This window comes from Fructilactobacillus vespulae (assembly GCF_047324295.1).
GTDB classification, from domain to species: Bacteria; Bacillota; Bacilli; order Lactobacillales; family Lactobacillaceae; genus Fructilactobacillus; species Fructilactobacillus vespulae.
On sequence record NZ_CP137138.1, the window covers coordinates 1280166 to 1297905 of the forward strand.

Annotated in this window: 19 protein-coding genes and 2 tRNA genes; 5 read left to right on the forward strand and 16 right to left on the reverse strand. The window is 34.2% G+C overall.

Going from position 1 to position 17740, the window contains the following annotated elements:
• Positions 1-4: 4 nt before the first annotated feature.
• From atpD to R4B61_RS06460, 13 genes are all read right to left on the reverse strand, one after another.
• The gene (atpD, locus tag R4B61_RS06400) at positions 5-1417 is read right to left on the reverse strand and encodes a F0F1 ATP synthase subunit beta (RefSeq protein WP_413627432.1); all 1413 of its coding nucleotides are present in this window, start codon (positions 1415-1417) and stop codon (positions 5-7) included.
• A 22-nt stretch (positions 1418-1439) separates the two neighbouring features.
• Positions 1440-2360 carry a F0F1 ATP synthase subunit gamma gene (locus R4B61_RS06405; RefSeq protein ID WP_413627433.1) on the reverse strand — a complete coding sequence of 307 codons (921 nt, stop codon included), beginning with the start codon at positions 2358-2360 and terminating at the stop codon, positions 1440-1442.
• A gap of 21 nt (positions 2361-2381) precedes the next feature.
• Positions 2382-3908: a F0F1 ATP synthase subunit alpha gene (gene atpA / locus R4B61_RS06410; RefSeq protein ID WP_413627434.1), complete on the reverse strand. Its 1527-nt coding sequence runs from the start codon at positions 3906-3908 to the stop codon at positions 2382-2384.
• Positions 3909-3939: 31 nt separating this feature from the next.
• Positions 3940-4485 carry an ATP synthase F1 subunit delta gene (gene atpH, locus R4B61_RS06415; protein WP_413627435.1) on the reverse strand — a complete coding sequence of 182 codons (546 nt, stop codon included), beginning with the start codon at positions 4483-4485 and terminating at the stop codon, positions 3940-3942.
• Complete coding sequence (gene atpF, locus R4B61_RS06420) at positions 4472-4987, reverse strand: F0F1 ATP synthase subunit B (RefSeq protein ID WP_413627436.1); 516 nt, start codon at positions 4985-4987, stop codon at positions 4472-4474. The genes atpH and atpF overlap by 14 nt, the downstream gene beginning before the upstream one ends.
• A gap of 40 nt (positions 4988-5027) precedes the next feature.
• Positions 5028-5240, reverse strand: coding sequence for a F0F1 ATP synthase subunit C (gene atpE / locus R4B61_RS06425; RefSeq protein ID WP_413627437.1), 213 nt, complete (start codon positions 5238-5240; stop codon positions 5028-5030).
• 19 nt (positions 5241-5259) lie between these two features.
• Positions 5260-5970 (reverse strand): F0F1 ATP synthase subunit A, encoded by a 711-nt coding sequence (gene atpB / locus R4B61_RS06430; protein WP_413627438.1) that lies wholly within the window; start codon positions 5968-5970, stop codon positions 5260-5262.
• A 223-nt stretch (positions 5971-6193) separates the two neighbouring features.
• Positions 6194-6820, reverse strand: coding sequence for a uracil phosphoribosyltransferase (gene upp, locus R4B61_RS06435; RefSeq protein ID WP_413627439.1), 627 nt, complete (start codon positions 6818-6820; stop codon positions 6194-6196).
• Between the two features lie 52 nt (positions 6821-6872).
• A complete protein-coding gene (gene glyA / locus R4B61_RS06440) occupies positions 6873-8114 on the reverse strand; it encodes a serine hydroxymethyltransferase (RefSeq protein WP_413627440.1) in 1242 nt (413 codons plus the stop codon).
• A 32-nt stretch (positions 8115-8146) separates the two neighbouring features.
• Positions 8147-9166, reverse strand: a complete 1020-nt coding sequence (locus tag R4B61_RS06445) for an L-threonylcarbamoyladenylate synthase (protein ID WP_413627441.1) — start codon at positions 9164-9166, stop codon at positions 8147-8149.
• Between the two features lie 3 nt (positions 9167-9169).
• A complete protein-coding gene (gene prmC, locus R4B61_RS06450) occupies positions 9170-10033 on the reverse strand; it encodes a peptide chain release factor N(5)-glutamine methyltransferase (RefSeq protein WP_413627442.1) in 864 nt (287 codons plus the stop codon).
• Positions 10017-11105: a peptide chain release factor 1 gene (prfA, locus tag R4B61_RS06455; protein WP_413628308.1), complete on the reverse strand. Its 1089-nt coding sequence runs from the start codon at positions 11103-11105 to the stop codon at positions 10017-10019. Before prfA ends, prmC begins: the two co-directional genes overlap by 17 nt.
• Before the next feature lie 28 nt (positions 11106-11133).
• Positions 11134-11724, reverse strand: a complete 591-nt coding sequence (locus tag R4B61_RS06460; RefSeq protein WP_413627443.1) for a thymidine kinase — start codon at positions 11722-11724, stop codon at positions 11134-11136.
• A 191-nt stretch (positions 11725-11915) separates the two neighbouring features.
• On the opposite strand from R4B61_RS06460, the gene R4B61_RS06465 reads away from it, so the two are divergent.
• Both R4B61_RS06465 and R4B61_RS06470 read left to right on the forward strand, forming a co-directional pair.
• A complete protein-coding gene (locus R4B61_RS06465) occupies positions 11916-13268 on the forward strand; it encodes a MurT ligase domain-containing protein (RefSeq protein WP_413627444.1) in 1353 nt (450 codons plus the stop codon).
• Positions 13268-13972 (forward strand): type 1 glutamine amidotransferase, encoded by a 705-nt coding sequence (locus R4B61_RS06470; RefSeq protein WP_413627445.1) that lies wholly within the window; start codon positions 13268-13270, stop codon positions 13970-13972. Before R4B61_RS06465 ends, R4B61_RS06470 begins: the two co-directional genes overlap by 1 nt.
• Before the next feature lie 46 nt (positions 13973-14018).
• Here the strand turns inward: R4B61_RS06470 and R4B61_RS06475 are convergent, their stop codons facing one another.
• Positions 14019-15023: a serine hydrolase domain-containing protein gene (locus R4B61_RS06475; RefSeq protein ID WP_413627446.1), complete on the reverse strand. Its 1005-nt coding sequence runs from the start codon at positions 15021-15023 to the stop codon at positions 14019-14021.
• Positions 15024-15082: 59 nt separating this feature from the next.
• Positions 15083-15156 (reverse strand) — tRNA-Glu (locus tag R4B61_RS06480).
• Between the two features lie 106 nt (positions 15157-15262).
• Between R4B61_RS06480 and R4B61_RS06485 the strand changes: the two genes are divergently transcribed.
• From R4B61_RS06485 to R4B61_RS06495, 3 genes are all read left to right on the forward strand, one after another.
• Positions 15263-15335: transfer RNA gene (locus R4B61_RS06485), tRNA-Gln, on the forward strand.
• A 393-nt stretch (positions 15336-15728) separates the two neighbouring features.
• Positions 15729-15911, forward strand: a complete 183-nt coding sequence (locus R4B61_RS06490; protein ID WP_413627447.1) for a hypothetical protein — start codon at positions 15729-15731, stop codon at positions 15909-15911.
• A 169-nt stretch (positions 15912-16080) separates the two neighbouring features.
• Entirely contained in the window at positions 16081-16530 is a 450-nt protein-coding gene (locus tag R4B61_RS06495) for a DUF4767 domain-containing protein (RefSeq protein WP_413628309.1), read from the forward strand.
• Positions 16531-16578: 48 nt separating this feature from the next.
• Here the strand turns inward: R4B61_RS06495 and R4B61_RS06500 are convergent, their stop codons facing one another.
• Complete coding sequence (locus R4B61_RS06500) at positions 16579-17712, reverse strand: cation:proton antiporter (protein WP_413627448.1); 1134 nt, start codon at positions 17710-17712, stop codon at positions 16579-16581.
• Positions 17713-17740: the final 28 nt, after the last annotated feature.

Below are 17740 nucleotides of genomic sequence, written 5' to 3' on the forward strand. Positions count from 1 at the left end.
CCCCTTAATTATTTGCCCCTTCTTTTGATGCATTGTATTTAGCAACAACATCTTCAATTGGACCACAATTTCTAAAGAAGTCTTCAGGAATTTCATCGTATTTACCTTCTAAAATTCCTTTAAAACCTTCAACAGTTTCTTTAACTGAAACATACTTACCTGGAACGTTAGTAAATGTTTCGGCAACTGAGAATGGTTGTGATAAGAAGAATTGAATTCGACGAGCACGACTAACAATAGTCTTTTCTTCATCAGACAATTCATCCATACCTAAAATAGAAATAATATCTTGTAATTCACGATATCTTTGAAGTTCATGTTGTACTTGACTAGCAACTTGGAAATGTTCATCACCTACAATGCTTGAATCTAAGGCAGAAGATGTTGATGCTAATGGATCAACGGCTGGATAGATTCCTTGTTGAGTTAATGAACGTTCCAAGTTAGTAGTTGCATCCAAGTGAGCGAATGTGGTTGCAGGTGCAGGGTCAGTATAATCATCGGCTGGAACATAAACAGCTTGAATAGAAGTAATCGCACCCTTTTTAGTTGATGTGATTCGTTCTTGAAGTTGTCCCATTTCAGTAGCTAAAGTTGGTTGGTAACCAACGGCTGATGGAATACGACCTAACAATGCTGAAACCTCAGTACCAGCTTGAGTAAATCTGAAGATGTTATCAATAAATAACAACACATCCTTACCAGCTTCATCACGGAAGTATTCAGCAATTGTCAATCCTGTAAGTGCAACACGCATACGTGCACCAGGTGGCTCGTTCATTTGTCCATACACCATGGCGGTTTGATTAAGTACTCCGGAACCTTTCATTTCGTAGTACATATCATTACCTTCACGAGTTCTTTCACCAACCCCTGTGAAGACAGAGATACCATTGTGACCTTGGGCAATATTATGAATAAGTTCTTGAATTAAAACGGTTTTACCAACTCCGGCACCCCCGAATAATCCAACCTTACCACCTCGAATATAAGGGGCAAGTAAATCAATAACTTTGATACCAGTTTCCAACACTTCGGCTGAAGGATTAATTTCATCAAACTTAGGCGCTTGACGATGAATTCCCCAACGTTCAGCATCTGGTCCAAATTCGGTTCCACCATCAATGGTTTCACCTAAAACGTTAAATACACGACCTAGAGTATCGTTACCAACAGGAACTTCAATTGGAGCACCTGTATTTTCAACTTCCATTCCTCGACGTAAACCATCAGTTCCGTCCATAGAAATAGTTCTAACCACTCCGTCACCCAATTCAAGTGCAACTTCAGTCACTAAGACTTCGTTTTCACCCTTTTGAATTTTTAAAGCGTCATTGATTTCTGGTAATTTACTATCTAGGGGAAACTCAACGTCGACAACTGGTCCAATAACTTGTACAACTTTACCAGTACTCATTATGCGTTAATTCCTCCTATCATTAATGATTCAATGCTTCCTGACCACCAGTAATTTCAGTGATCTCGGTAGTAATAGCGGCTTGTCTAGCTCTATTATATTTTAATTCCAAACTAGAAATTAAATCTCCAGCATTGTCTGTAGCAGCCTTCATAGCCATTGAACTTGAAGAATGTTCAGCAGTTTTAGCATCTAAGATTGCACCATATGCAAGTGTCTCAGCATATTGGGGCAAAATATCATTCAAGACTTCTTCTTCTGAAGGTTCAACTTCATATTCAGCAGTTAACTTTTTAGTTTTAACTTCTGAACCAATTCCTTCACCAGTACTCATACTTTCTTCAATTGACTCACGGTCCATTGGAAGTAATTTTTGTGCCTTAAAGTCTGATCTAATTCTATTAACAAAGTGACTTGAACAAATGTACAATTCAGTGAAAAGACCATCATCATACATTTGTGAAATTGCCTTCACAATTTTTTTCACTTCACTAAAAGTTGGAATGTCTGATACACCCCGATATTCATAAGAAACATTGGCATCGTTTTTCTTAAAGAAATCAGCACCATTTCCACCAACAGCTAAAATAACATAGTCATCAGGGTTTGGTGAGTGTTCCTCAATAAAACGTTTGGTGCCACGAATAATATTACTATTATAACTACCAACCATACCTCGATCAGAGGTAATAACTAAGTAAGCAGTTTTTTTCTTAGAATCACTTGCTTTTGAACTTGAAGGTTTTCGGTTATCTAAAAGATGAGACTGAGCAAGATGCATAATTACAGACTTGATCTTTGAAACATATTTGTTATATGTAACAGTTTGACCTTGAATCCGATTCAACTTTACAGTTTGAACCATTTCCATCGCCTCAGTAATCTGACGCGTACTCTTAGTTGATGCAATTCTATGCTTAACTTCATTCATTGATTCAACCATTAGTTAGACCCTCCCTTCAAGTTATTTTTCTTCATCATTGGCTGATGATGGTTGGAAAACATTAGCAAAGTCATTGATGGCTTTATCCATGTCTTCTTGTTCTGGTAATTTACCAGTCTCTTTAATTTGTTTTAATAAATCTGCATGAGAATCATCAAAGTTACTAAAGATTTCATTTTGGAAACGTAAAACGTCTGAAACAGGTAACTTATCAAGATAACCATGAGTTAAACAATAAAGAATTAAAACTTGTTTTTCAACTGGGATTGGTGCATGTAATTTTTGTTTTAGAACTTCAACAGTTCTTGCACCACGATCAAGTTTAGCTTTAGTTGCATCATCAAGATCAGAACCAAATTGAGCAAATGATTCCAATTCATGGTATGAAGCTAAATCAAGTCTTAATGTACCAGCAACTCTTTTCATTGCAGGAATTTGCGCATCCCCACCAACCCGAGAAACTGAAGTTCCGGCATCAATGGCAGGACGTGCACCTGAATAAAACATATCTGCATTTAAGAAAATTTGACCATCAGTAATTGAAATTACATTGGTAGGAATATATGCAGAAACATCACCTGCTTGAGTTTCAACAATTGGTAAGGCAGTCATTGAACCACCACCTAATTTATCACTCAACTTAGCAGCACGTTCTAGTAAACGTGAATGAGTATAGAAGATATCACCAGGATAAGCTTCACGACCAGGAGGACGTCTCAAGATTAATGATAATTCACGATAAGCATTAGCTTGTTTTGTTAAATCATCATAAACAATTAATACTGATTTACCTTTGTTCATGAAATACTCACCCATTGCAGCACCAGCATATGGTGATACATACAATAGTGGAGCTGGTTCAGAAGGTCCAGCAGTAACAACAACTGTATAGTCCATTGCGCCTAACTTAGTCAAAGTGTCAACTTGTTGTAAAACAGTTGAATCTTTTTGACCAATCGCAACGTAAATACAAATCATATCTTGATCTTTTTGATTCAAAATCGTATCAATTGCAATTGAAGTTTTACCAGTTTTACGATCACCGATAATCAATTCACGTTGACCTCTACCAATTGGAACTAAAGCATCAATAGATTTAATTCCTGTTTGTAGTGGTTCGTCAACTGACTTACGTTCCATAATTCCTGGAGCTTTATGTTCAATTGGTGCTGTTGTTTCAGTATCAATATTACCTTTACCATCAATTGGTTGTCCTAACGCATTAACAACACGTCCAACCATTGCGTCTCCAACTGGAACTTCCATGATTCTTCCGGTACGTTTAACAGTATCGCCTTCACGAATTCCGGTATAGTCACCTAAGATAACGATACCAACATTGTTTGCTTCCAGGTTTTGAACCATTCCGTAAACACCATTTTCGAATTCGAGCAATTCACCAGATAAGGCATTATCTAAACCATAAGCACGAGCAACACCATCACCAATATAGGTAACAATTCCAGTCTCGTCTACAGTAAGATCATCTTTGTAGCCTTCTAATTGTTTTTTAATTAGAGCACTGATTTCTTCAGCCTTAATGCTCATAAAAGTTTCACCTCTTTATAAATAGATATCATTATTTCAATAATAAACGTTTTACCTGTTCAATCTTAGTTTTTACACTACCATCAAACACAACACCTGATGATCTAAGAATTACACCACCAATGATATCTGGATTTGTTTTTGTTGATAATTCAACCTGTTTAGCAGCAATTCTTTTTTGAAATGCCTTAGTTAAACTATCTTTTTCATTTTCATCTAATGGAACTGCCGTAATTGCCTCAGCAGTGACAATTCCATTTTTGTCATTATATAAATTATTAAATTCATCAATAACTGCAACCAATTCACTAATCCGTCCATAATCAAACAACATTTTGATTAAATTTTGAACGTATTGAGATGAAATGCCATCAATTAAAGGATTAAGTAGTTCGAGCTTTTGTTTGTTATCTAGGCTGACACTACTTAAAGCAATACCAAGCGTAGGTTCCTCAGTAAAGATATTCTTAATTGCATTTAAATCGGCTTTTCCAGTTTCAATTGAATTGTCACTTTCTAGCAAATCATATAATGCTCTTGAATAACGTTTGGCAACGTCAAGTTTACTTAGACTCATTATTACCCAACCCTTCAATATAAGAATTGATCAATGCTTTTTGATCATTAGCATCTAAACTCTTCTTAATGATTTTGGAAGCAATTTCAATAGATAAATCTGCTACATCATTTTTTGAATCAGCAAGTGCTTCTTTCTTTTGTTGTTCAATGTCCTTTTGGGCATTTTCCTTAAGAAGTTGAGCATTTGAACGTGCTTCTTCAATAATTGAATCACGACGCTTGTCACCACTTTGTTGAGCTTTACTAATAATATCACTAGCTTCTTCTTGTGAATGAGCAAGTTCATCTTGGCGTTGTTTTTCCAAATCAGAAGCATGACTACGTGATTTCTCAGCGTTATCAATATCATCTGAAATTTTATCAGCACGATCTTGCATCATTTTAGTAATTGGTTTCCATGCAACCAACTTAATGATAAACATTAAAACTAAAAACAATACTGCATAAAAAAGTGCATCACCAATGTTAAATTCAGCTCCAACAATTAAATGTGTAAACATCTATTGACACCTCCTTTTTCTAAAATAAGAAAAAATGTTATTACTTATTAATAACCAACATAGCAATAACGAAGGCTAAAATAGGCATAACTTCAATCAAAGCAACCCCAATGAACATGTTAGTTCTTAAAGTGTTTGATAATTCAGGTTGGCGTGCCATACCTTCTAGCATTTTAGAAATTAAAATTCCGTCACCAACACCGGCACCGATAGCGGCACCACACATAGCGATTCCAGCTGCAATAGCTCCCATAAGTAAATCCTCCTATTTTTTATTCCTCAATAACAATTTTATGAGAAATGTATACACATGATAAAGTTACAAAGACGTAGGCTTGAATACAACCAATAAAGATTGAAAATCCTTGCCAAAGCATTTCAAGTGGAGCAGAAACCAAAATCATTCCAACTCCACCGGAAAAGGCCATTTTTGCAATTAAGCCTGCCAATAGTTCACCAGCAAAAATATTACCGTAAACACGAATACCCAGGGTTAAGAAATTGGTTAACTCTTCCATCAAGTTAATTGGTAACAAGTATGAAATAGGTTGCATATAAGTTGAAAAATGCTTTTTATAACCTAAGTTCTTAACACTAGAAAATTGTGCAATTAGTAACGACATTAACGCAAATGACATAGCAACAATCGGATCCGCGGTTGGACTCTTAACATAAACAATTCCCCCGACTTCAATATGTGCAAATAATCCAAGCAGGTTGGAAATCAAAATGAAGTAGAACAGTGTAAATGCCCAAAGCCCATAGTTCTTGGTTGAACCACTTGGCAATGTAGATTTGACGATTCCGTTTGTAAAATCAATCATATATTCCAGAAGGTTTTGTTTACCTTTTGGTTTCAATTGAAGATTTCTTGAACAAACAAAAACCAGTCCTAAAACAATCAAAGCTACAATGACACCTGAGATCATATTTCCAACGTTAAAGGTCAAACCCAAAAATTGAAAAGTACGAGCTTCTTCCACAAATTATCACCTCTTTTTCCTTTCATTAATAGTGAACGGTAAGGAAATTAAAGATGTAACTTACCACTCATTTTAGAAAATAAACACGAAATTCACATTCTAAAATTTAATAGAATTCTACCACTCAATCAAAAATAATTCAAAGATTAACCTTACTTTTTAATTAAATTTAAATTACAGAAAAATAAAAAAGCAAGGACAAATGTCCATTGCTTTTTAAAAATTATTTTGTTCCAAATAGTCGATCTCCGGCATCACCAAGCCCGGGAACAATGTATCCATCAACTAGTTTTTCATCAAGTGATGCAGCATAAATATCAATGTCTGGATGTGCTTCTTCAAGCGCTTTAACCCCTTCTGGAGCAGATACCAAACAAACAAATTTAATGTTTTTTGCACCACGCTTTTTAAGAGCATCAATTGCCATAATTGCAGAACCACCGGTTGCAAGCATAGGATCTACAACTAAAACTTCACGTTCTTCAATATCTGATGGCATTTTACAAAAGTATTCATGTGGTTCAAAGGTAGTTTCATCACGATACATTCCAATGTGTCCAACTCTGGCACTTGGAAGTAATTGTAAAATTCCATCAACCATTCCAATTCCAGCTCTCAAAATTGGAACAACTGCTACTTTTTTCCCAGCTAATTGTTTTGCATGTGCAACAGCCATAGGTGTTTCAATATCAACATCCATTAAAGGCATGTCACGAGTAACCTCAAAAGCCATCAAATTTGAAATTTCATTCACAACTTCACGAAACTCGTTAGTTGCCGTTTTTTTATCTCTAATAATACTTAATTTGTGTTGAATCAATGGATGATTCATTACATGAAATTTGCCCATACCAAATACGCTCCCTTTTTTATTTAGTTATATTTTACCACAAAAAGAGATTCTACCTAGTGATTGGATGAGTTTTACATAAATTTTCAACTTCTTGTTTCACAGCAGATAGAGTTGCTTCATCATTATGATTTTCAATTGTTTTAATAATTAATTTTGCAACTTTTCTCGCATCATTTTCATCAAAACCACGAGATGTAATTGCTGGAGTTCCTAAACGAACTCCACTAGTAATAAACGGACTTAATTTTTCATTAGGAAGCGCTTCTTTATTAGTAGTTATTTTAACTTCATCTAATAAATTTTGAGCTTCTTTTCCATTTAATTCAGTTTTAGTTAAATCAATTGTCATTAAATGGTTATCGGTTCCGCCAGAAACAACTCTGATTGTTTCCGAATTCGTAAATTCATCAGCCATTGCTTGTGCATTTTTGATTACTTGTTTCCCATATTCTTTAAATTCTGGTTGTAAATCTTCAAAGAAAGAAGCTGCTTTTCCAGCAATAACATGTTCTAACGGTCCACCTTGAGAACGTGGGAACACTGCAGAATTAATTTTCTTGGCATACTTCTCTTGTGAAAGAATCATACCTCCACGAGGACCGCGGAGCGTTTTATGCGTTGTAGTTGTAACCACATCCGCAATTCCTACTGGGCTTGGATGAAGACCAGTGGCTACTAGTCCAGCAATGTGCGCCATATCAACCATTAGATAAGCACCAACAGCATCCGCAATTTCTCTAAATTTATTCCAATCAATAATTCGACTATATGCCGAAGCACCAGCCACAATTAACTTGGGTTGAACTTCTTTGGCAATTTCTAAAATTTGATCATAATCTAAAAGTTCTGTTTCATGATTTAGACCATATGAGTATGACTTATAAATTTTACCGGAAAAACTGACTTTAGCACCGTGGGTTAGATGACCCCCAGCATTTAAATCCATCCCTAAGATAACATCACCAGGATTTAAAAATGCTGCATAAGCTGCTTCGTTAGCTTGTGATCCAGAATATGGTTGAACATTAGCATATTCTGCACCGAATAGTTCTTTGGCACGATCAATTGCTAAATTCTCAACAACGTCAATGTATTGACAACCACCATAGTACCGATGACCTGGATATCCTTCAGCATATTTGTTAGTTAATACAGAGCCTTGAGCTGCTCGAACTGCATTAGAAACAATATTTTCTGAAGCAATTAATTCAATTGTCGTTTCTTGTCGTTGTCCTTCATCTTCAATTGCACCCCACAATTTGGGATCGTCCTTTAAATAATCATAACTCATTGCTCTACCTCACTTTTTTTGGTTTGCAGTAATTATACTTTTTTAAAGTGTTTTTGACCAGCAGATTTACTCAAGCGATTCATGTATGCATCACCTAATCCAACATCAGGAAATCCTTGGACAAAAATTGTCTTAATTTCTGGATTTAAATCGAATTTTCGTAACCCAGCAAATAATAAGTGACTGGCAGTATTTATACTGTTTTGCAAACTAAAAGTAACACAATTTTTCGGCCAATTTTGTTTATTTAAAATTTTATCAGTTGCTAATATACCCACTTGATGGTCTTGAGATTGAGAAAAACTGATTACATCATCCCAATCTTCATCAGAATCAACGATTTCCACCGAGGCATTTGGTGAATAGTGAGTATATTTCATACCTGGAGCCTTTGGAATTTCATCGTTAGTCACTTTTTTACCGGATTCTTCCACTTCTCCAATGACTTCTTCCAGTTGTTCTTTTGTGACAGCACCAGGTCGTAAAATCACTGGAGTATCAGTTGACATATCAATAACAGTCGATTCAACTCCGAATTTAGTTGGACCAGCATCTAAAATCCCCGCAATTTTACCGTTTAAATCATGATAAACATGTTCAGCCAATGTAGGGCTTGGTTTTCCAGAGGTATTTGCTGAAGGGCCAACTAACGGAACACCTGCTTCTTTAATCAATGAGATTGTGGCATCATTGGCAGGATTTCTAAATGCTGCTGTCTCTAGTCCACCAGTAACTTTTTTCGATAAGGCATCTTTTTTTAACTTTAAAATAATTGTTAAAGGGCCAGGCCAAAATTGTTTAATTAATTTTTTTACTTTTTCATCAAGAGGTAAGCTATACTTTTCAACCGTTGCAACATCCGCAACATGAACAATTAACGGATTATCACTAGGACGTCCTTTAGCTGCATAGACCTTTTCAACCGCTGAAACATTAGTTGCATCAGCGCCTAATCCATATACGGTTTCGGTTGGAAATGAAACCAACTCCCCTTGATTAATCTTTGCTGCCGCTTGATCAATTTGATCAGGTGTAAATATTTTTGTTTGCATTATTTACTCTCCTTTAAGATTCATTTTAATCATACGATCATTTTCCGCTAAATCTTGGTGTAATACCACTTTAGCGTCAGGATTTTGTGATTTTAAAATATTTGATATTAAATCCCCTTGTTTAAAGCCAATTTCCAAATATAATTCTCCGTTATTTTTCAATTTATTATGAATTTCTTTTGCAATTTCTTCATAAATAAACAATCCATCATGTTTAGCAAATAAAGCAACATGAGGCTCATATTCAATAACGTTATCATCCATATAATCTTTTTCATTCTCAGCAATATATGGTGGATTAGAAATAATTACATCAAAATTATTTTCATTAATTTGCTTAAATAAATCACTTTTAATTAAATTAATATCAACTTTATTAAAATCAGCATTTTGCTGCGCTACTGCAAGTGCCTCCTGCGAAATATCTGACGCAAATACGGTCCAATTAGGTCGTTGTTTTTTTATTGCAATTGCAATTGCCCCACTACCGGTTCCTAAATCTAAGACCTTAAGGCTTTGTTCCTCATGATCTTGTAGCACCCAATCAACTAATTCTTCCGTTTCTGGTCGAGGAATTAAAACTGCCGGATTAACCATGATTGGGTTGCCATAAAAGTCAGTTTTTTTAACGATGTACTGTGCTGGTTCTCCGGCTAAGAGTCTTTCAACGTTTGCAACAAATAACTTTTGCACTTCTAACTCCATCACATCACGATAATGAGCCAGCAGATTTGTTAAATTCCAATTCATTTGTTGTAACAGTAAAAACTGAGCTTCATCAGTTGGAATATTTTTCTCCTTAAGACACAAAGAAGCCCAATTGAGGGCTTCGAAAAAAGTAGCTTTCTGTTTAATCTTGGCTTTCATTTAAGCGCTCCAACTTATCAGCTTGATCAGAAACAATCAATGCATCAATAATTTCGCCTAAATCACCTGCAAGGACTTTGTCCAACTTGTTTAGGGTTAAACCAATTCGATGATCAGTAACTCGGTTTTGTGGGAAGTTATACGTTCTAATTCTTTCTGAACGATCTCCAGTACCAATTGAAGATTTTCTTTGTGCATTATATTGATCTTCTTCTTTTTGCTTGTAGTAATCATAGATACGTGCTTTTAAAACGTTCATTGCTTTAACACGGTTTTGTTGTTGTGAACGTTCATCTTGCATTGCTACCACAATTCCTGTAGGTAAGTGAGTCATTCTAACGGCTGAAGAAGTTTTATTAATATGTTGTCCACCGGCTCCAGATGATCTGTAGACATCTGTTCGAATGTCACTTGGATCGATATCAATATCAACATCTTCTTCTTCTGGCATCACTCCAACGGTTGCCGTAGAAGTATGAATTCGTCCAGCAGATTCAGTCTCTGGAACTCGTTGAACTCGATGAGCACCATTTTCAAACTTAAGTTTAGAATAAACCTTGTTACCGGTAATCATTAGTACAATCTCTTTAAAGCCACCTACTTCAGTAGTAACTTCATCAACAATTTGCACTTCCCAGCCTTGGGTTTCTGCATATTTGACGTACATATTGTATAAATCACCGGCAAACAAACTAGCTTCGTCTCCACCAGCAGCACCATGAATTTCCATAATGATGTTTTTATCATCATTAGGGTCTTTAGGAATCAAAAGAATTTTCAAACGTTCTTCCAAATCAGCTTTTTGCGTTTCTAAATCACTGATCTCTGCCTTAACCATTTCATTCATATCGTCATCAAGTTTTTCTTTTAATAAATCTTGATCATCACTTAAAGAACTTGATACTTCTTTATAAGTATTGTAAGTATCAACTGTTTCCCGTAAATCGCCCTCTTCTTTAGACAACTTCATAAACCGCTTTGTGTCTGCAATCACTTCCGGGTCACTAATCAGTTCGTTTACTTCTTCATAACGATCTGAAACTGATTGTAATTTATCAAAAATTTGATCCATTTTATTATCAGCCATAATCTACCTCTTTCTAATTTATTCTTGGTTGTGGATGCATATAGTGTTCTCTACAAACTGGGTAGTATGATTCGTTTCCACCCATCACTACTTGCTCTCCTTCATAAACTGGCTTTCCATCATGAAAACGTAAATTCATTGTTGCTTTCTTTTCACAGAACCAGCATATCGTTTTCATTTCTTCTAATTTATCAGCATATAATAGTAAGTACTTAGATCCTTCAAAAAGTTGATTTTGGAAATCATTTTTTAATCCAAAAGCGATGATTGGAATTTTCAAATCATCAACTACCGCAGCTAATTCTTTAATATGATGTTTTTCTAAAAATTGCGCTTCATCGATTAAAATACAACTAACTCTTTTTTCGTATTTATTTAATTCACTTTCAATCAGATTACGAGCATTATCAATTGAATTAATTGATATTGCATCTCGTTCCAATCCAATTCTTGATGCAATTGTACCTTTTTTTTCTCGTGTATCTAATGCACTAGTCATTAAAATAACGTTTTTACCTTGTTCCTCATAGTTATGGGCAACTTTGATTATCTCAAATGATTTACCACTATTCATAGCCCCATACCGAAAGAAAAGTTGTGCCATTGTATCATCCTTTTCTATTATAAATGCTTGTCCTACTAATTATATCTGAAAATCATGATTTCTGCATTCGTAAATTGCAATTGTTAATATAATGTAAATCAAATACTTATTTTAGTTTAGGATTTGCTTTTATGCTAAAATTAATAGTATTGTTAGCACTTCAAAATATTAAAGTAAGGATGTGAGTGTCAATGACATTCAAAAGTAACATTGCAACCATTGCAGGTAGATCATCATACTGGTTTCTACATAACTTTATGGGTGGTGGAAGTTCCCTTCCTGGAAAAATAACCACTAAAATTGATCCCAACGTTTTAAAGGAACTAGGAAAAAATTATGATGTAATTATAGTTAGTGGAACTAACGGTAAAACCCTTACCACTGCACTAATTGTACAAGTTTTAAAAGAAAAATATTCTGAAATATTAACCAATAAAACTGGTTCAAATATGATTCAAGGAATTGTTTCTACCTTCTTAGAAGCAAAGAATCCGAAAAAGAACCAAAAACCAATCGCAGTACTTGAAGTTGACGAAGCTAACGTAAAACTAATTGTTGAGCAAGTTAAACCTAAGTACTTTGTCTTAACCAATATTTTCCGTGATCAACTTGATCGTTACGGTGAAATCTATACCACCTATCAAAAAATATTAGATGGAATTGATTTATCACCTCAATCAACGGTAATTGCTAATGGTGACGAACCAATTTTCAACTCAGTTGATTTACCAAATCAACGGATTTTTTATGGATTCAAACACACAGATAGCAAACAAGATTTCAAAGCTGGATCAAATACAGATGGAATCCTTTGCCCAAGATGTCAACATATTATCCATTATCGACATCTTGTATATGCCAACCTTGGAGATTACTTCTGTCCAAACTGTGGTTTTGAACGTCCAGAATTAAAATACCAAGTTACTGAAGTTACTAATCGAACACCTGTGAAGTCTGACTTCATTATTGATGGATACAACTATGAAATCAGTATTGGTGGAACATATAATATCTACAACGCCCTAGCCGCCTATTCAATTGGTCGAGAATTGGGTATTTCTCAATCACAAATCAAACACGCTTTTGAATCAAATAAACGAATTTTTGGACGTCAAGAAAATATTAAAGTTGGCGACAAGGATGTCACGATTATTTTGGTTAAAAATCCAGTTGGTACTAATCAAGTAATTGATTTATTAAGTACCGAAACAGAACCATTCTCTTTTATGGGACTTTTAAACGCCAACTATGCTGATGGAATTGATACCAGTTGGATTTGGGATGGTGAATTTGAGAGATTACCACAAATGAACATTAAACAGTTTGAAACTGGTGGATCTAGATATAAAGACATCACCCTTAGATTAAAGGTTGCAGGTGTTCCTGATGATAAGCATATCGTTCAACCAGATCTAGAAAAAGTCGTTGCTGATATTTCTAAAATGCCGACCCAGAAAGTATATATTCTTGCTACTTACACTGCTATGATGCAAGTTAGAGCAATATTAACCAAAAAAGGATATATTAAAGGAGGTCAAAAATAATGACTATGAATATCAGAGTTGCTCATCTATATGGTGATTTAATGAATACTTATGGTGATATTGGTAACATTTTGGCCCTCCAATTTTACGCAAAACAAATCGGAGTTGAAGTAACTTCCAAAATCATTAGTTTAGAAGAGTCTTTCAAAGCCGATGACTTCGATTTTATTGTTTTTGGTGGTGGTCAAGATTTTGAACAATCAATCGTTGCTAAAGATATTCAAACCAAAAAAGATGAACTAATTAAGTTTATTGAACAAGGCAAACCATTTGTTTCGGTTTGTGGTGGTTTCCAGCTTATTGGTAAATACTATGTTGATGCACAAGGCCAAAAACTCCCAGGTATTTGTGCTTTAAATCATTACACGGAACAACAACATGATCATCGTTTCATCGGAAATATTAGAATTCAAAATACTAATAATGGTGCTAAATACCATGGATTTGAAAATCACCAAGGTGTGACTTTCCTAGGTGAAGGAGAACGCCCTCTTGGTAAAGTAATCAAGGGTTATGGTAATAATGGTAAAGATCATACTGAAGGTGTCGTATATAAAAATACAATTGGTACCTACTTTCATGGTCCAATTCTGGCAAGAAACGGTAATTTAGCTAAAGATTTAATGTTTGAAGCACTTAAAATTAAATATCCTGACGTTGATTTTAGTAAAATGATGGACAAGGTTAAAATTTACGAATATTAAATAAATATGCAATATACAAAAAGCAATCCAATAAAGGATTGCTTTTTTATTTGAATAATTCTTCTAAGTATTGATCAATCATTAAATTACGCTCTTGCATAAATTTTTGACTAACCTGTGGATGCACTCGATTAGATAGAAAAACAAAACCACTTCTTTTTTCTCTAACAATCACCATAACCATTCCTGTATAACCACTTTGCCAAATAAATGGATGACCATGATATTCGTCTAATCGCCAACCAAATGACCTACTTCCATCATTCATTGGTGTTTGATCTTTGTACATAGCATCAAACATTTCATTTGTATAAACCTTACCTGGAAAAGTTAGTTGTAACATCCATTGGATATATTTTTCTAAATCTCTTTGTGTACTGAATAACCCTGCTGATCCACAACTAGACCCTAATATTTCGGCCTTAGGATCATGAACTATTCCCACCAAATTAGTTTTAGTTTTCTCATCAAACGTTGTTGGAACTGTTTTTTGTGGTTCTGGGTGAAAAGTGGAATCATTCAAGGCCAGTGGTAATAACACCATTTCTTTAATTAAAGGTTGAATTGGTAATCCGGTAATTACTCCGGCAATCCATCCTAAAAAGATGTAGTTGGCATCTTGATAAATCATTTTCTTCCCAAAATGTTCACCAATATGTAAATTTAGTAATGCAGCTCTTAATTGGCCTTTGTTCATTTGATTTCGATTTGGAATGTACCCTTCAATGTCAGAGGTATGAGTTAATAAATGACGAATGGTAACTTGAGGAAACTTCCATTCAGGTAAAAATTGGGTGATAGAATCATTTAAATTAATTTTTTCTTGTTCAATCAGCTGCATGATTACAGGTAAAGTTCCAACCACTTTGGTTAAAGAAGCAATATCATATAACTGGTTCGGTAACAGCTTCGTCTTTTGGGGTTTAATGCTTTTATATCCTTGAACAAAACCATTTACTTTCATTCCATTGATAAATGAAAATGATGCTCCTGGTACGGTTTCTTCATCAATCATTCTTTCAATTGTGTTATGGACATTTTCAAAGCTCAAGTTATTCACCTTCTTAACAAATTATAATAAAAAAGCCGCCTGTTCGGCGACTTTTGTGATTACCCGTACGAGGCTCGAACTCGTAACTCCGCCTTGAGAGGGCGACGTCTTAAACCAATTTGACCAACGGGCAATATTTTAACAGTTCTAAGTCTACTAATTTAATTAATTACTGTCAACTCATTTATTGCGTTTGACAACTTCTACAGGTCATTGTACTATAAAAAGGTAATTTTTATTGAGTATTAGCCAAATTGGTAAGGCAGTGGACTCTGAATCCATAATGTACTGGTTCGAATCCAGTATACTCAACTAATGAAATCCATTAGCTTTAGTAATTAAAGTTAATGGATTTTTTATTTTAAATACATATCAATATGTGTTGAAATCTAAAATGGCATTGCTCACTATTTCATAAAAAGATTGCGTCTATTCAAAACAAAATATAAGATTATAATATACAAGAATAGTTCTACTTAATTATTTTAAAAATCAGAAAGGCTAATTATGTATTTACTTTTTACTTGTGTTTTCGCTGATATTTTAGGATTCATACTTCTCCCCACCATTGATGTATCACCCACTAACAATTTTACTACTCGTTCAATTATCTGCTTAGTAATTCTAATTTTAAATGTTATATATTTAACTTTAAAATTTAAGAATAAACCCGTTATTATTGGTCCATTTGCAGCAATAATTGCAATGATTACGAGACTTTTTATCTATTATTGTATGTCACAACAACTACTTTTAAAAAATGATGTCCCCTTGAGTAATCCTTTTTTTGGTGGAATTCTCACAACTCTATCAGAAATGGCTATTTTAATTCTTATCGACATTCTACTAGTAGCAAGTGCAATTTTAACTATTGCAATTAAAAAGTAAATTAAAATTTTTTATAGGTGAATTCAAATTGAAAAAAATGATTTTTATAACTATCAGTACAGTGATGCTTACTACTTCACTATCAGCGTGTGCAAAAAACGATAAAAAGCAAACCGCTAAAGAAAATTAAAATCCAGTTACAATTGTTAATAAAAATAAAACAAATGAGATTAAATCAAACGTTAATAACCAGTTAACTTGGAATGAAACAAAAAAAGAGCAACTGGATGACTTTATGGTTAACTGGGGTAAAACTATGAGACAAACTTATACTAGCTATACTCCTGCATCACCTGGAAATTATTATGGAATGACTATCCCAAATAAAGTATTTGAACATAATTTAATCGTTAACGATGCACCCACAACCATGTCCTGGTATAACGAAAATTCCCAATCTACGGATAAATATCAAGTAGTTGCTTGTTATTCAGATTCTAATGATCAAGAACATGGCGCTAAAATGATTCATCATCTTTATTTATTCACTATTGTTAATAATCAACCCATAGTTTTAATAACCCAACAATCTGATGTTAATTCAGAAAATAAATTATATTTCCATGAAACTAATAATCAAAGCTTAAAAGAAAACTTCACAAATATCATAGAAAATTAATCATAAGTAAAAACCGCTAACTACCATAAATGATAGTTAGCGGTTTTTCTATTTATTTTTTATGAAACTCTTTAGCATGATTGGTGAAATAATTGTTGTTAAAATAATTGCTAAAACAAGCTCAGAATAAAGTGATTTAGAAATCAAACTATTACTGATAGCTACTTGTGTCACTATTAACGCCATCTCTCCACGAGACACCATCCCAGCCCCCACAATATTTGCATCCTGCCACGAAAACCTGAATATTTTAGCACCAATTCCACATGCTATCCATTTAGTGATAACAGCTAAACCAGTTATGATAAAAACTAAAAAATATGATTTAAACGATGTCACTAATTCTAATTCGAGACCAACTGAAACAAAAAATATAGGGATAAAGAAACTATAACCGATTACATTGATGTTCTTTTCAATCTTTTCACCCACATTGGTTAATGAAATTGCCACTCCTGCAAAAAATGCACCTAAAACTTCACTAAGACTAGCTAATTCGGCGATGTATGCCATCGAAAAACATATAATTAAGCTAACCACCACTAGCAGAATCGTATCATTAAATCTCACAATAAATTTAAAAATATGTGGAACCAAATATCTAACCATTACTAGTACAAAAGCTAAATATAGAAGTTGCAGCAAAATCATTGAAAAAATGCTAATTCCACCTTTGCCAAAGGTACTAGTAAAAATACTCAACAAAATAATCGAAATAATATCATCTACTACGGCCGCTCCCAAAATTACAGAACCGGCAACTGTATTTAATTTATTATATTCTTGTAAGACCGCTACACTAATAGAGACAGATGTCGCTGAAAAGATAACTCCCCATAAGATGGAATCCCGAATTCCTTGCTGTAAAGCCATTCCTAATGCAAAGAACAGCACCAATGGAGCCAGTACCCCTAAAGATGCAACCACAAAAGACGGTTTCATAAATTTTTTTACTTGATCAAAATCACACTCTAACCCTGCCAAAAACATTAATAATATAATTCCAATTGTTGATCCAGTCGAAATCAAGTTATCAATTTTTACAAAGTTTAATATTGCTGGACCAATGATAATTCCTGCGACAATTTGACCAACTACACTTGGTAATCCAATTCTTTGGAACACCAATCCTCCTACGATTGCGCTGCCTAAAATTAGACAGATAATAAATAAATAATTCATAATTCTCCTTGCAAAAACCTTCTAATCT